Consider the following 14,535-nt stretch of genomic DNA (forward strand, 5'->3'; position numbering starts at 1 on the left):
CGAATCGTACCCCAAACCGACACAGGTGGTCAGGTAGAGAATACTAAGGCGCTTGAGAGAACTCGGGTGAAGGAACTAGGCAAAATCGTACCGTAACTTCGGGAGAAGGTACGCTCCGATTGGTGATGGGACTTGCTCCCTAAGCTGATTGGAGCCGCAGTGACCAGGTGGCTGGGACTGTTTATTAAAAACACAGCACTGTGCAAAATCGCAAGATGACGTATACGGTGTGACACCTGCCCGGTGCCGGAAGGTTAATTGATGGGGTTATCTTCGGAGAAGCTCTTGATCGAAGCCCCGGTAAACGGCGGCCGTAACTATAACGGTCCTAAGGTAGCGAAATTCCTTGTCGGGTAAGTTCCGACCTGCACGAATGGTGTAACCATGGCCACGCTGTCTCCACCCGAGACTCAGTGAAATTGAAATCGCAGTGAAGATGCTGTGTACCCGCGGCTAGACGGAAAGACCCCGTGAACCTTTACTACAGCTTGGCACTGAACATTGAACCTACATGTGTAGGATAGGTGGGAGACTTAGAAGCAGAGACGCTAGTTTTTGTGGAGTCGTCCTTGAAATACCACCCTTGTAGTTTTGATGTTCTAACGTTGGCCCCTGAATCGGGGTTACGGACAGTGCCTGGTGGGTAGTTTGACTGGGGCGGTCTCCTCCCAAAGAGTAACGGAGGAGCACGAAGGTTGGCTAAGTACGGTCGGACATCGTACGGTTAGTGTAATGGTAGAAGCCAGCTTAACTGCGAGACAGACACGTCGAGCAGGTACGAAAGTAGGTCATAGTGATCCGGTGGTTCTGAATGGAAGGGCCATCGCTCAACGGATAAAAGGTACTCCGGGGATAACAGGCTGATACCGCCCAAGAGTTCATATCGACGGCGGTGTTTGGCACCTCGATGTCGGCTCATCACATCCTGGGGCTGAAGTCGGTCCCAAGGGTATGGCTGTTCGCCATTTAAAGTGGTACGCGAGCTGGGTTTAGAACGTCGTGAGACAGTTCGGTCCCTATCTGCCGTGGGCGTTTGAGAATTGAGAGGGGTTGCTCCTAGTACGAGAGGACCGGAGTGAACGAACCGCTGGTGTTCGGGTTGTCATGCCAATGGCATTGCCCGGTAGCTACGTTCGGAACTGATAAGCGCTGAAAGCATCTAAGCGCGAAGCAGGCCTCGAGATGAGTTCTCACTAGACTTTTAAAGTCTCTGAAGGGCCGTTGAAGACTACAACGTTGATAGGCAAGATGTGGAAGTGGTGTGAGCCATTAAGCTAACTTGTACTAATTACCCGTGAGGCTTAACCATACAACGCCAAACGCGTTTTATGTGATAGTGAAACAAGCTAAGAAGTTAATAGACTAAAGTAGATACTTAAAGACTTTATTATCAGAATTCCAAATTTTAGTAAGCTCGATTAAATCGAACTTACACCAAATTTGCTTGGTGACAATAGCGTTTTGGACCCACCTGACCCCATGCCGAACTCAGTAGTGAAACGAAACAGCGCCGATGATAGTGTAGCATTTGCTATGTGAAAGTAGGACATTACCAGGCTCCAAATTTAGTCGAAAGACTTTAAATTTAAAAATAAATAATAAGAAAATTGAAAAGAATTTTCTTGGTGACAATAGCGTTTTGGACCCACCTGACCCCATGCCGAACTCAGTAGTGAAACGAAACAGCGCCGATGATAGTGTAGCATTTGCTATGTGAAAGTAGGACATTACCAGGATTCAAATAAGAGAAACCCGTTACAGCGATGTGACGGGTTTTTTGCTGTCTGGGATTTAATAAATAGCCAAGAGCTCATGCCGAACTCAGTGGTTGCCGTTCTCGTACATCCTTTGCTCCACGGCATTCGTATTCCTAAACAGCTCGAAGGCGAGCCCCGCACAAGGCCGCCCCGACACAATGATAGTGTCGCATTTGCTATGTGACTTTCTACTGCTGTGGGCACCATGACATTACCAGGATCCAAATAAGAGAAACCCGTTACAGCGATGTGACGGGTTTTTTGCTGTCTGGGATTTAATAAATAGCCAAGAGCCCATGCCGAACTCAGTGGTGGCCTTTCTCTTACATCCTGTGCTTCACGGCATTCGTATTCCTAAACAGCTCGAAGGCGAGCCCCGCACAAGGCTGCCCCGACACAATGATAGTGTCGCATTTGCTATGTGACTTTCTACCGCTGTGGGCACCATGACATTACCAGGATCCAATTAAAGAAACCCGTTACAGCAATGTAACGGGTTTTTTGTTGTCTGAGATAAAGAAAAACATCAAGCCAAGACTGTATATGGAACTTAGTAGTGGCCGCTCTTGCATATCTTGTGCTCCATGGCATTCGTATTCCTATACATCAAACAAAACAGCTTGGATCTAAACAAAAAAGTGGGATGTTCTATTGTATTGTCGCTATAAATTAGCGCACTGGCTCCAAATAACAGAACCACGTTACAGCAAAATGCTGGTTTTTTATTGTTTTAAATTTGAAGATGAATTACGCAATATCTTAAAAAAAGAGACTGCCCGCTAATCTCATCATGTATATGCTTCCTATCAGATTACTAATAACTTATAGACTTAACATTCTCATGCAGTTATAGATCCTACGTGTTAAAATTTGATTTTAACTTTGCATATTATTGAGGTGTCTATTGCCAACCAGTGATTATCAACGAGTGCTAAATGAGATAACTCAAGAGGTTAAACCTTTATTGAGCCAAGGTAAGGTTGCTGATTATATCCCTGCTCTTGCTGAAGTTGATCTTGAGCAGTTTTCTATTGCCATTTACACCACTGAGGGAGAGATATTTTGCGCGGGTAATTGTGAACAGCGTTTTACTATTCAATCTGTTTCTAAAGTAATGACTCTGACATTAGCGCTGCAACGTTATGGCGATGAACTATGGAGTAGAGTGGGTAAAGAGCCCTCAGGAACAGCATTTAATTCACTGACCCAGCTTGAGTTTGAAAAAGGCATACCCCGTAACCCATTTATTAATGCGGGTGCCATAGTTACCTGTGATGCTTTATATAGTCGTTTATCAGCACCCATGCACTCTATGCTGGAAACATTTCGCGATTTATCTGGTAATCGAAGTATCGTAATAGATAAACAAGTGGCTAATTCAGAGTATGAGTTTAGGCATCGAAATGCGGCAATGGCACACTTAATGAAATCATTCGGTAACTTTGAAAATGAAGTGGATGATGTGCTGTGGTCATACTTTAATTTTTGTGCCATAGAACTTAATTGTATTGAACTTGCTAAGGCTTACAACTTTTTAGCTAATAAAGGGATAGACTACAGCTCTTCTAAACGAGTGCTTTCTAGCCGTCAAAATAAGCAACTAAACTCGTTGTTATTTACCAGTGGTTTATATGATGCGGCGGGTGATTTTGGTTATCGAGTGGGGATGCCTGGAAAATCAGGGGTTTCTGGGACTATATTGGCGGTATTACCGAATAGGTTTACTGTGGCAGTGTATTCCCCAGGATTAAACTCTTTTGGTAACTCGGTGGCAGGAATAGCAGCATTAGAGCTGCTATCTAAAAAGCTTGATATATCGATATTTTAAATACGCTGAGTGCATTGGGATTTTATTGATCCCAATACACTTGCTCTAAACAATCTTCGCGCTCTGGTAAGCCACGTGATAAGCGTGGAGAATGCTGAACCAGCACTTCGTAACTTGCACGGTTGGCGTATTTACTAATTTGAGCGAGCGAAGAGTAGGTAATCGCTTGTTGCTGATGTTTTGCTGAATTAGCAACGTTCAACTTATGATAAACATTCGCTGATAAGTCATGCAATACAGCAGCTAAAGCACAATCACCAGCGCCGTTGGTATTTTTAATCGAGTCAGGCCCGCCCATAAACGGAGCAGTATGACTATATGCCTTTATTGGGTTTTCACAGTCAACTTTACGCATTGCACGTGAAAACTCATAACGATTAAAGTCAGGGATAGCACCAGGCAAAAGTGGATACTCTGTTTCGCGTTTGAAACTGTCATCAACAAAACCGGCCATAAATAAGCCTTTTTCACCGGCAGTACAAATTACTAAATCAACCCAGTCTAATGCTTTGTCGGCAGCTAGTAATGGATCTTCAAATCCAGTAATTGCTTGGCCTTCTTCTTCGTTCATAGCAAGGATATCAACATGCTTTTCTACAAAGTTAGCCCACCATGTCGGATCCTGCTCGATAAGAAACTTAGTACCGAGTGTTAATACAACCGGTACATCTGCATCGTTAGCATACTTGATTGCTTGCATGGTCGCTTCGGTCATGGTTTCATCACCTTGAGTACGCATTAAATAAGCGCTAATCACTAATGCCGATGAGCCTTCGATTAGCTCTTTATCAATTGACTCAGGCTTTAGATAATTCATTAGGCCAGCACTAATGGCAAAGGTGCGTTCACCCGTTTCATCAATCAATGTGAAACAGCGGCCTATAGGACCATCTACAGGCTGTAAGTAGTCTAAGTCTACGCGACTTGAGTTATTACATAAAAAGCGATAAGCATAACTGCCTATTTTTATGTTTTCACTCATTACACCTAATAGCACCGAACGGTCATCAGCAAGTACGGAATAGTTGTGCATCGTGTTGCCAACGGTTCCGCCTGCGAATTCGTAATCGACCATGTCGTTTAGTTTTAAGCGATCGTATAAAGCATTGGTGATGTCATTATCTATAACTTGCGACATCCCTCGGCGCAATTGAAATTCATCGAGAAAAGCTTGGTCAACCTTAGCTTCTATATCAACAACGATTTGATCGATCCCCGTAATATAGCTGCGGTGTAATCGCTCAGTGGCGTTAAGTTGATTGGTCAGTGGATCTTTGGCTTCCACTGGAAAATAATGTTTATGCCTGCGGCGTCCAGGAAATTTCATTTGCTACCCGTGTTGTGAGCTAAATAAAAAAAGCGTGAGATTATAGCGTAAATCCTGCCTTATGAGCCATGACAAACCACTTAAATTTGTTTTATTTTTGCAATAAAGTGATCAATGACGCATTTTATTGCGCTAAGTTGGTATAATTACGGCATAAAAAATAGTTAAGTAATAATAATGATAGAGCCATTTGACGACCAATATTGGATGGAACAAGCGCTTGTGTATGCAAAACAAGCGGAGCAGCTAGATGAGATCCCGGTAGGGGCTATAATTGTTAAAGATAATCAGCTTATTAGCGCAGGCTATAATCGTTCAATTACTGATAACGACCCATCGGCTCATGCTGAGATGATAGCGGTACGTGAAGCAGGAAAAGTACTTAATAATTATCGCTTAATTGACTGTACTCTTTACGTCACGCTAGAGCCATGCTCAATGTGCGCAGGTTTATTAGTACATAGCCGAATTAAACGCTTAGTATTTGGTGCAGCCGATGCTAAAACGGGTTCAGCTGGTTCAATTATGAACCTTTTGCAAGAACCTCGTTTAAACCATCAGGTAGAAATAACGGGTGGGGTATTAGAAACACAATGTGCAGAGACTATTTCTAGTTTTTTTAAGCGTCGCCGAGCACAAATAAAGGCGGCAAAGCAAGCCGCTCGTAATAGTAACAGCGATTAGTCAGCTGCTGCTATTAAGGCGTCTAATTCAGCCATTTGCTGCATAGCAAACATACGGCGGCGCCAAATTATTTTTTTATGTAAATTTCTTAACATCACTCGACGACGAGTGGCGGTTGAGTGCTTTATACAACGTTTAAGTTGATGTGTACGTCTACGTTTAAGCATGACTTATCCTTATGTGCTTGGTAATGACACAAAATTTTATACAATTAAGCCAGATTATTGAATAATTGATTACAAGTAAACAACTATTTGATTTTCTGATGTTCAGTTAATTACTAAGCTGCGTATTTATTTTTTTTCTTCAGCGGCATTACTTGTACGTTGCTCTGAATCATCTGGTTTAACGATTTTCTCTTCTGTTTCATTTGTTGAGGTAATCGGAGCTATTGCATTATTTTCATCAAGCCAAACAAGCGCATCGTAATAGCGGCGTATATTATCAACATAGGTCACAGCTACATCACCGCGAGCATAGCCATAACGGGTATTACGATAGTGACGTTTTTTTACTAACAATGGTAAGCGCTTTTTAACGTCGGCCCATTTATCAGGGCTAGCTCCCTGTTGCTTGGTAATAATACGGGCATCGTTAACGTGTCCCCAACCTACATTATAGGCGGCAAGTGCAAGCCAAGTACGATCAGGTTGAGGGATTCGATCCGGGACGCGTTTAATTAATTTTGCTAGGTATTGTGCACCACCGCGTATATTTTGCTCTGGTTCTAAGCGGTTTGTTACACCGACTTGTTTTGCTGTGCGTCTTGTTAGCATCATAATACCACGCACACCGGTTGGTGACTTAGCACGCGGGTTCCACATCGACTCTTGATAACTTAGTGCTGCCAGTAAGCGCCAATCTAGGCTACCTGCATATTGCATAAACCAAGGTTGATATTTAGGCAGTGTTTCTTTAATTGCGTCTATATAGGCCAAGGTATTAACGTAATTAAATTGGCGGACATGACCGAAGTATTTTTCTTCGAGCACATAAAGTTGATTATTTTGTTTTGCTTCACCAAAAAAGGGGACTAATAATGCGTATAGCGAATCATCATTCGACTTTCTTAGTATCCATGCAATTGAATCATTTCGGGTAACTGAAAAGCCAATACTTAAATTAGGGTGATAGCGACGAAATAGCGCTAAAGTATGTGAATCCGCTAAGGTGTAATCTATTTCGCCGTCAATAACTGCTTGTAGTAATTCTTCTTCATCAAACTCTTCGGTTTCATTCCAGCTTAAGTTTGGGTTGGTTTGTTGAATTTCTTCTAATGTTAATGAATGGCTACTTTTAGCGATAACGGTGAAGTTTCCGGTTAAATCATCAAAATCACGAGGGCGTTCACGGCCTTGTTTAAAGACTAATTTTTGGCTAATTGTTCTGTATGTAGGGCCATAGCGATAGCGCTCAGCACGTACTTTATTGTAAGTAAGCCCTGAGGCAATTAAATCGAGGTCACCACTGTCCAAACGCGCAAACATTTCGGATAAATTAAAAAAGGGTACAATTTCAAGCTCTACCCCTAAGTAGTCTGCAAACGCTTGAGAGAGCTCAAATTCAAATCCTTGTTCCCCTTGAACGGCTTGATAGTAATTACTTGCACTAGCAAGTGTACCAATACGAATTTTGTTTTCAGATTTGATTTGGGCAAGCTGTGTTGATTGCTCTTGTGTATTACATGCACACAAAAGTATGACTAACGTAATGATTGTTATTAGCTTTATCTTCAACATATTCGCCTCTTTAGCATCGTACCTCCTGTTATAACAAAACTTACTGATTACGTCACTTATCGTTTAATCGCAGTGAGTAAAAAATAGGTGTAAACAAAAAGAAAAAGTTAATTTAATGAAAAGCGCATTTTTGAGTTAAATCTGAGAGTAATTTGGACTATAATACGCGCCTAAAATATCGTTCAATCCCTAACCCCGGGTGAAATTACTTATGTTGATCCTTCGTGGTGCACCAGCACTTTCAGAGTTCAGAGTTAATAAAATTTTAGCGCGTTGCCAACAATCGCAACTTCCTGTCACCAATGTATATGCCGAATACGCTCACTTTGCCGATTTAACATCGCCATTAAACACTGATGAGCACACCAAACTTGAAAAGTTATTAACCTACGGCCCAACAATTGCTGAGCATGCGCCAGCAGGTCAGTTGGTATTAGTGACGCCTCGTCCTGGTACAATTTCGCCATGGGCTTCAAAAGCGACAGATATCGCTCATAACTGTGGGCTTAAACAAGTTCATCGCGTAGAGCGCGGTATTGCTTACTATGTTGAAGGTGATTTAAGTGCAGAACAGTTAGCACAAGTTGCAGCACTTCTTCATGACCGCATGACTGAAGCTACTCACAGTAAATTAGAAGATGCCGCGCAGTTATTTCGCAGCGATGCACCTCGTCCAATGTCATCAGTTGATATTTTAGGTGGCGGCCGTGAAGCATTAGCCACAGCAAATATAGAGCAAGGGTTTGCGCTTGCTGATGATGAAATTGATTATTTAGTTGAAAACTTTATTAAGTTAGGGCGTAACCCTAACGATATTGAACTGTTTATGTTTGCTCAAGCGAACTCAGAGCATTGTCGTCATAAAATATTTAATGCTGATTGGACTATTGATGGCATTGAACAACCAAAGTCGTTGTTCAAAATGATTAAAAACACCTTTGAGCATAATCCTGAAAATGTATTATCTGCTTATAAAGATAATGCAGCCGTAATGAAAGGCTCAAAGGCGGGTCGCTTCTTCCCGAATGCACAAGGTGAATATGCGTATCACCAAGAAGACATTGAAATATTAATGAAGGTTGAAACCCATAACCACCCAACGGCTATTGCTCCTTTCTCTGGTGCGGCAACAGGGTCGGGCGGTGAGATTCGCGATGAGGGCGCAACTGGTCGTGGTTCAAAACCAAAAGCGGGTTTAGTGGGCTTTACTGTATCTAATTTACGTATTCCTGGTTTTGAACAGCCTTGGGAAAGTGATTTTGGTAAGCCTGGCCGTATTGTTAATGCTCTAGATATTATGACTGAAGGCCCATTAGGTGGTGCTGCGTTTAATAACGAGTTTGGCCGTCCTAATTTATTAGGTTATTTCCGTACTTACGAAGAAAAAGTGACCAGTCACAATGGTGAAGAGGTGCGTGGTTACCACAAGCCAATTATGCTTGCCGGTGGTTTAGGTAATATCCGTGCTGATCATGTTCAAAAAGGCGATATTCCAGTTGGTGCAAAACTCATTGCACTAGGCGGCCCTGCAATGAACATTGGCTTAGGCGGTGGCGCTGCATCAAGTATGGCATCGGGTCAATCAAATGAAGATTTAGATTTTGCCTCTGTACAGCGTGAAAACCCAGAAATGGAGCGTCGTTGCCAAGAAGTCATCGACAAATGTTGGCAGCTAGGTGATGCAAATCCAATTGCGTTTATTCATGATGTGGGTGCAGGTGGTTTATCTAACGCTTTCCCTGAACTTGTTAGTGACGGTGGACGTGGCGGTAAATTTCAGCTTCGCAATATCCCAAATGATGAACCGGGCATGGCACCACACGAAATTTGGTGTAATGAATCGCAAGAGCGCTATGTACTCGCTGTCGCTGTTGAAGATTTTGATCGTTTTGAAGCTATTTGTAAGCGTGAAAGAGCGCAATATGCGGTTATTGGTGAAGCAACTGCAGAGCCTCATTTAACGGTTGCTGATAGTCACTTTGAAAATAATCCTGTTGATTTACCTCTCGATGTTTTATTAGGGAAAGCACCTAAAATGCATCGTGATGTAACATCACAACAAGTGTTAGGTAAAGCACTCGACGTTGAAAATATCAGTGCTGCTGATGCTGCAGAACGTTTATTACGTTTACCAACCATTGCTGAAAAAACCTTCCTCATTACTATTGGCGATCGTTCGGTAACAGGTTTAGTAGCACGCGATCAAATGGTAGGCCCATGGCAAGTACCAGTAGCTAACTGTGCAGTAACCGCAGCAACGTATGACACTTACCATGGTGAAGCAATGTCACTGGGTGAACGTACGCCTGCAGCACTACTTAACTATGGCGCTTCAGCGCGTTTAGCAGTGGCAGAATCGTTAACGAATATTGCCTGTGCAAACATTGGCTCTCTTGAAAATATTAAGTTATCTGCAAACTGGATGGCCGCAGCGGGACACCCAGGAGAAGATGCCGGTTTATACGAAGCGGTAAAAGCGGTGGGTGAAGAGTTATGTCCGGCACTTGGGTTAACAATTCCTGTAGGTAAAGATTCTATGTCGATGAAAACGACATGGAAGAACGAAGATGATGCTACAGAGCAATCTGTAACATCACCGTTATCGCTTATTATCACTGCTTTTGGTCGTGTTGAAGACGTACGTAAAACAGTGACCCCACAGTTACGAACAGATAAAGGCGATACATCGCTTATTTTAGTTGACTTAGGCGCGGGCAAAAACCGACTGGGCGCATCAAGCCTTGCTCAGGTTTATAAGCAATTAGGTGATACAACACCTGATGTAGATAGCCCAGAGCTACTAAAAGGTTTTTACAACGCAATGCAAGCGCTAGTCGCTGATAGCAAGTTGCTTGCGTACCATGACCGTTCAGACGGTGGTTTATTTACCACTATCGCTGAAATGGCGTTTACCGGTCACACCGGTGTTACCGTTGATTTAGCGACTTTGACCGGCTCTGATATTGAAGCGCTTTATAACGAAGAGCTAGGTGCTGTAATTCAAGTAGCGAATAGCGATTTAGAGGCTGTAAATGCGGTATTTGAGCAGCATGGAGTTGCCGCAATTAGTCATGTGATTGGCTCGCTAAATAACGACGATAACATCGTGTTTAATCGTGGTGAGCAAACAGTACTTAATCATACTCGTACTGAACTTCGTACAATTTGGGCCGAAACAACGTATCAAATGCAAGCGCGTCGTGATAACCCAGATTGTGCTAAGCAAGAGTTTGACGCTAAGTTTGACGCAAAAGATCCTGGCTTAAATGTAAAACTTAACTTTGATTTAAATGAAGATGTTGCAGCTCCATATATTGCAACTGGTGCTAAACCGCAAATGGCTATTTTACGTGAGCAAGGTGTAAACTCTCATTTAGAAATGGCAGCTGCATTTAACCGTGCGGGCTTTGCAGCGGTTGATGTGCACATGAGCGACATTTTAGAAGGGCGCTTAACACTTGAGCAATTTAAAGGCTTAGTGGCGTGTGGCGGTTTCTCTTACGGTGATGTGCTTGGTGCGGGTGAAGGTTGGGCTAAGTCAATACTGTTTAATGACATGGCACGCGATCAATTCCTAAGCTTTTTCCATCGTGAAGATACCTTTAGCTTAGGGGTATGTAACGGTTGTCAAATGCTATCAACATTAAAAGAGTTGATCCCAGGTACTGAGCATTGGCCACGCTTTGTAACGAACAAGTCAGAGCGTTTTGAAGCACGCTTTAGCTTAGTTGAAATACAAGAGAATCCATCGGTATTCTTTAATGGTATGGCGGGCTCGCGGATGCCAATTGCGGTATCTCATGGTGAAGGCCATGCAGAGTTTGCAAACGAAGCAGCAACAAAAGCAGCACTTGCAAGTGGTACTGTAGCGGTTAAATTTGTTGATAACTACGGCAACCCTACAACGCAATACCCAGCGAACCCGAACGGCTCGCCAGAAGGTATCACAGGTATTACATCAACAGATGGCCGTGCAACTGTAATGATGCCACATCCAGAGCGTGTATTTCGTACTGTTGCTAACTCTTGGCACCCAGATGAGTGGAAAGAGGATAGCCCATGGATGCGTATGTTCCGTAATGCGCGTAAAAATGTAGGTTAATATACACACTAGATTCATGATCTGGATGTAAAATAAAAAAGGCTGCCTTGTGCAGCCTTTTTTGATTATAGTGATTAAAAAACATGTAAGGATAATATGTTTAAGCGCATTGGTTTAATTGTTGGCACTCTTTTACTGAGTCTATTATTACTCGGGTATGTATTTCGCTTGCCTTTACTACAATGGGCCATTGCCCCTGAACTTAAAAAAGCAGGTGTCACATTAAGCTGCCTCGATTTTTCAATTACCTCAAAGTTAAATATACATGCCGACACTGTGTGTTTAAATTACCAAAACCAACAATTACAACTCTCTGATATTACTGCAAATACAAAGCATGTCAGTGTTCAAAGTGCAATATTAACGCTCAATCCATTACCTAAAAGTGATAACGCTAATCAACCGGCTAAACAGCTTGAGATAGCGCTACCTTCAAATCGCCCACTCATTAATATTAAACAGCTTGTAGTAAACAGTAATCAGCTCAGTAAACCATTAAAATTTAGTGTATTAGAACCTGCGCTAAATCAATTTAATGTAACGGGCGATATAAATGCGAGTGCGATTTTAACCACCAATAAAATAAGTGGTCAGCTAGCAGTTGATGACATTCTGTTAAAACAGGTAATAAACACTAAAAACACCTTATTCGATGCTGTTAACTTTAATACTCAACAAGCGTTTAGTTTTGACGGGATTGAGCTTAAGTTGAACGGGGGGATTAGCGCTCAATTTGCTCATACGTTTGAGAAATGCCAATTTAATTTATTAGCCACTGGCCAGATGGCTACTCGCTTTAATTTAAATAACCAAGCGTTAATCCTAGATACCGGTTCACTTAATAACAAAATTAATTTAACCCCTCGCTGTACTGAGTTAATTCCACCAAGTGAGTACGCAGATTTTGTAAGCAAACAAGTTGCTTTAAATTGGCAGGTTAAGCTTTCTAAAGCTCTTCGCTTAGAACAGGGGGAGCTGAGTATTCCAGTAATTAATGTGATGAGTGAAGGTAATAAACACTTTGATATTTTAATAACAGACACCGCACTCTCTATAAACGCTTTGCTTGATAATATGCAGGCAAAGGTGTCTGCTCAAATAAGCACGCCAGATATAAACAGCATTAATATAAGCGCTCAGCTAAATGGTACTAAAGTTAAAGGTGATTACAACGTTGAGCTTGAAAGGCTACCCGCATTTATTCCTGTTACTGCTAATACGCTTAATTTCAGTGGTTACTTTGAATTAAGTGAATTTATTGACTCAAAACCTGTCGGGTACACACAGAGTAAATTTTCCGTTGCTAGCTTTGAAGCTTTTGATGTAAAAGCAGTGCATTATCAAGGTGGTTTAACCGCGAAAATGGATAAACAGCTAAATGCAGAAATTACATTAACTAATCAGTTAAAAAATGCGGCATATAAAGAATTTAAACTTACCAATATAAATAATAGTCTCACGGCAAAAGCAAACCTAGGTGTAGGTGAGTTATTTGCTCATTTAACTGCGAAAACGCAAATTAAGGCTCTTAATAGCGCTGATATAAGACTGAATAATATAAAAATAGACTCGAGTGGATTACAAAGCCGTGCACTTAAAGCGTCGCACCATGCGTTTATAGATGATATTGAGTTGGTGGTAAATCATCATATATCGTCACAGGCGCATCCGTTTGAGGTGATTGTGCCAGCGCAAAGTGTGTTGCCATTAAACACCTTTATTAATCATTTTTATCCACTTGCTAAGCTGACAAAAGGTACTTTTAACGGCAATATTAGTGGCGATGTCAATTTACAAAGGGCATCCTTTGATATAGATATTCGCCAATTAAGTGGACTTTATAATGACTACCTTGCAAGTGATTTTAGTAGTGTATTTAGCGGGGAGTTTAATTCAGGTAGGCTTAATGTAAAACCGACTACCTTTCATTTAAATGAGTTTAGAGCGGGCGCAGTTATCAAAGGCCTTAAAGGGCAATGGCTCGTCAATAACAATAATGTGCTTGTTAGTAATGTTGAAGGTAATGTGCTTGGCGGTACATTTTTATTAGATAACTATACGCTTGGACAAGAAACCCAAGTTAGCACTGTAACGTTTAATAATATTGATGCAAGTAAGCTGATCACCCTTGATGATAAGTCGGGTATTACTTTAACAGGGCGTTTGGCTGGTACACTGCCGGTGAGCGTTAATAAAAATGGTGTGCACATTAGCCAAGGCAGTCTGTTTAGTCAAGGCGAGGGCAATTTAAAAATTAGCAATAATGCTGCATTTGATTCTGTGATGCAGCAACAGCAAGAGTTGCAACCTGTACTGGGGTTATTGACTGATTTAGATATTCAAAAGCTTAATAGCAGCGTTGTACTTAAAAATGATGGTTGGTTAAAGCTTGGAGTTAATTTACAAGGTTATAATCAGCAAGCGCAGCAGCAAGTTAACTTTAATTACAACCATGAAGAAAACATATTTACGCTTTTACGGGCACTGCGTTTAAGTGATGAAATTACACAAAAAGTTGAGCAACAATTTTCACAAAAAGGAAATGGGCAATGAGACCGTCGTTATCGATAAAAGTGCTGCTCGCGTTAGCAGCAATATCAGCACTAAGTGCGTGCACGCATCGTGTTGAGGTGTCGGCTAAAGAGCCAATCACTATTAATTTAAATGTTAAGGTTGATCATGAAATTCGTGTCAAAGTAGATAAAGAGCTCGATAATTTATTTAGCGATGACAGTGAGTTATTTTAAGGAGCTAGAATATGAATATTAAAAATAAATTAAATATAGTAACCCTAATCAGTGCCGTTTGTATGTCATTTTCAGTTTGGGCTATGAGTTTAGATGAAGCTAAAAGCCAAGGCTTAGTTGGTGAAAACAGCTCAGGCTACCTTGGATTAGTTGTACAAAATACAGAAGCAAAAGCGGTTGTTGATGACGTTAACGAAAAACGTAAGGCACAGTACTTAAAATTAGCTAAAAAGAATAACTTGTCACTTGCACAAGTTGAGGCATTGGCAGCGGCAAAAACAATCGAAAAAACGCAAAGCGGCCATTATATTGAAGTAAACGGTAGCTGGGTCAAAAAATAAAGTTAATGGG

9 protein-coding genes and 3 rRNA genes are annotated in these 14,535 nt (G+C 41.7%); 9 read left to right on the forward strand and 3 right to left on the reverse strand.

Going from position 1 to position 14,535, the window contains the following annotated elements; translation table 11 throughout:
• From L641_RS0110280 to glsB, 4 genes are all read left to right on the forward strand, one after another.
• Window positions 1-1,309: ribosomal RNA gene (locus L641_RS0110280) — 23S ribosomal RNA — on the forward strand; the annotation flags it as partial.
• Between the two features lie 134 nt (window positions 1,310-1,443).
• A 5S ribosomal RNA gene (rrf, locus tag L641_RS0110285) occupies window positions 1,444-1,558 on the forward strand.
• Between the two features lie 63 nt (window positions 1,559-1,621).
• Window positions 1,622-1,736, forward strand: a 5S ribosomal RNA gene (gene rrf, locus L641_RS0110290).
• A 925-nt stretch (window positions 1,737-2,661) separates the two neighbouring features.
• Complete coding sequence (glsB, locus tag L641_RS0110295) at window positions 2,662-3,585, forward strand: glutaminase B (RefSeq protein WP_024601835.1); 924 nt, start codon at window positions 2,662-2,664, stop codon at window positions 3,583-3,585.
• 22 nt (window positions 3,586-3,607) lie between these two features.
• Here the strand turns inward: glsB and L641_RS0110300 are convergent, their stop codons facing one another.
• Complete coding sequence (locus L641_RS0110300) at window positions 3,608-4,912, reverse strand: inosine/guanosine kinase (protein WP_013464270.1); 1,305 nt, start codon at window positions 4,910-4,912, stop codon at window positions 3,608-3,610.
• 177 nt (window positions 4,913-5,089) lie between these two features.
• Here L641_RS0110300 and tadA point away from each other — a divergent pair, with 177 nt between their 5' ends.
• The gene (gene tadA, locus L641_RS0110305) at window positions 5,090-5,596 is read left to right on the forward strand and encodes a tRNA adenosine(34) deaminase TadA (protein ID WP_024601836.1); all 507 of its coding nucleotides are present in this window, start codon (window positions 5,090-5,092) and stop codon (window positions 5,594-5,596) included.
• On the opposite strand, the gene L641_RS23385 is transcribed toward tadA, so the two are convergent.
• Window positions 5,593-5,763 (reverse strand): hypothetical protein, encoded by a 171-nt coding sequence (locus tag L641_RS23385; protein ID WP_008468235.1) that lies wholly within the window; start codon window positions 5,761-5,763, stop codon window positions 5,593-5,595. The genes tadA and L641_RS23385 overlap by 4 nt on opposite strands.
• 126 nt (window positions 5,764-5,889) lie before the next feature.
• Complete coding sequence (gene mltF, locus L641_RS0110315; RefSeq protein ID WP_024601837.1) at window positions 5,890-7,335, reverse strand: membrane-bound lytic murein transglycosylase MltF; 1,446 nt, start codon at window positions 7,333-7,335, stop codon at window positions 5,890-5,892.
• 211 nt (window positions 7,336-7,546) lie between these two features.
• Between mltF and purL the strand changes: the two genes are divergently transcribed.
• The 4 genes from purL (at window position 7,547) to L641_RS0110335 (ending at window position 14,525) form a co-directional block, all read left to right on the forward strand.
• Window positions 7,547-11,437: a phosphoribosylformylglycinamidine synthase gene (gene purL / locus L641_RS0110320; RefSeq protein ID WP_024601838.1), complete on the forward strand. Its 3,891-nt coding sequence runs from the start codon at window positions 7,547-7,549 to the stop codon at window positions 11,435-11,437.
• 96 nt (window positions 11,438-11,533) lie between these two features.
• On the forward strand, window positions 11,534-13,990 hold the full coding sequence (locus L641_RS0110325) for a YdbH domain-containing protein (protein WP_024601839.1): 2,457 nt from the start codon (window positions 11,534-11,536) through the stop codon (window positions 13,988-13,990).
• Window positions 13,987-14,184, forward strand: coding sequence for a YnbE family lipoprotein (locus L641_RS0110330; RefSeq protein WP_029750371.1), 198 nt, complete (start codon window positions 13,987-13,989; stop codon window positions 14,182-14,184). The genes L641_RS0110325 and L641_RS0110330 overlap by 4 nt, the downstream gene beginning before the upstream one ends.
• Window positions 14,185-14,195: 11 nt before the next feature.
• Window positions 14,196-14,525, forward strand: coding sequence for a YdbL family protein (locus L641_RS0110335; RefSeq protein WP_008468219.1), 330 nt, complete (start codon window positions 14,196-14,198; stop codon window positions 14,523-14,525).
• The last annotated feature ends 10 nt before the right edge of the window (window positions 14,526-14,535 follow it).

It is taken from the genome of Pseudoalteromonas sp. TB41 (assembly GCF_000497975.1).
GTDB lineage: Bacteria > Pseudomonadota > Gammaproteobacteria > Enterobacterales > Alteromonadaceae > Pseudoalteromonas > Pseudoalteromonas tetraodonis.

What these genes read in the sequence shown, in the direction of transcription:
- L641_RS0110330 (WP_029750371.1), top strand. Translation starts at nt 13,987, where the DNA reads ATGAGACCGTCGTTATCGATAAAAGTGCTGCTCGCGTTAGCAGCAATA.
- mltF (WP_024601837.1), bottom strand. Translation starts at nt 7,335, where the DNA reads ATGTTGAAGATAAAGCTAATAACAATCATTACGTTAGTCATACTTTTG.
- L641_RS0110335 (WP_008468219.1), top strand. Translation starts at nt 14,196, where the DNA reads ATGAATATTAAAAATAAATTAAATATAGTAACCCTAATCAGTGCCGTT.
- L641_RS0110325 (WP_024601839.1), top strand. Translation starts at nt 11,534, where the DNA reads ATGTTTAAGCGCATTGGTTTAATTGTTGGCACTCTTTTACTGAGTCTA.
- tadA (WP_024601836.1), top strand. Translation starts at nt 5,090, where the DNA reads ATGATAGAGCCATTTGACGACCAATATTGGATGGAACAAGCGCTTGTG.
- L641_RS23385 (WP_008468235.1), bottom strand. Translation starts at nt 5,763, where the DNA reads ATGCTTAAACGTAGACGTACACATCAACTTAAACGTTGTATAAAGCAC.
- L641_RS0110300 (WP_013464270.1), bottom strand. Translation starts at nt 4,912, where the DNA reads ATGAAATTTCCTGGACGCCGCAGGCATAAACATTATTTTCCAGTGGAA.
- purL (WP_024601838.1), top strand. Translation starts at nt 7,547, where the DNA reads ATGTTGATCCTTCGTGGTGCACCAGCACTTTCAGAGTTCAGAGTTAAT.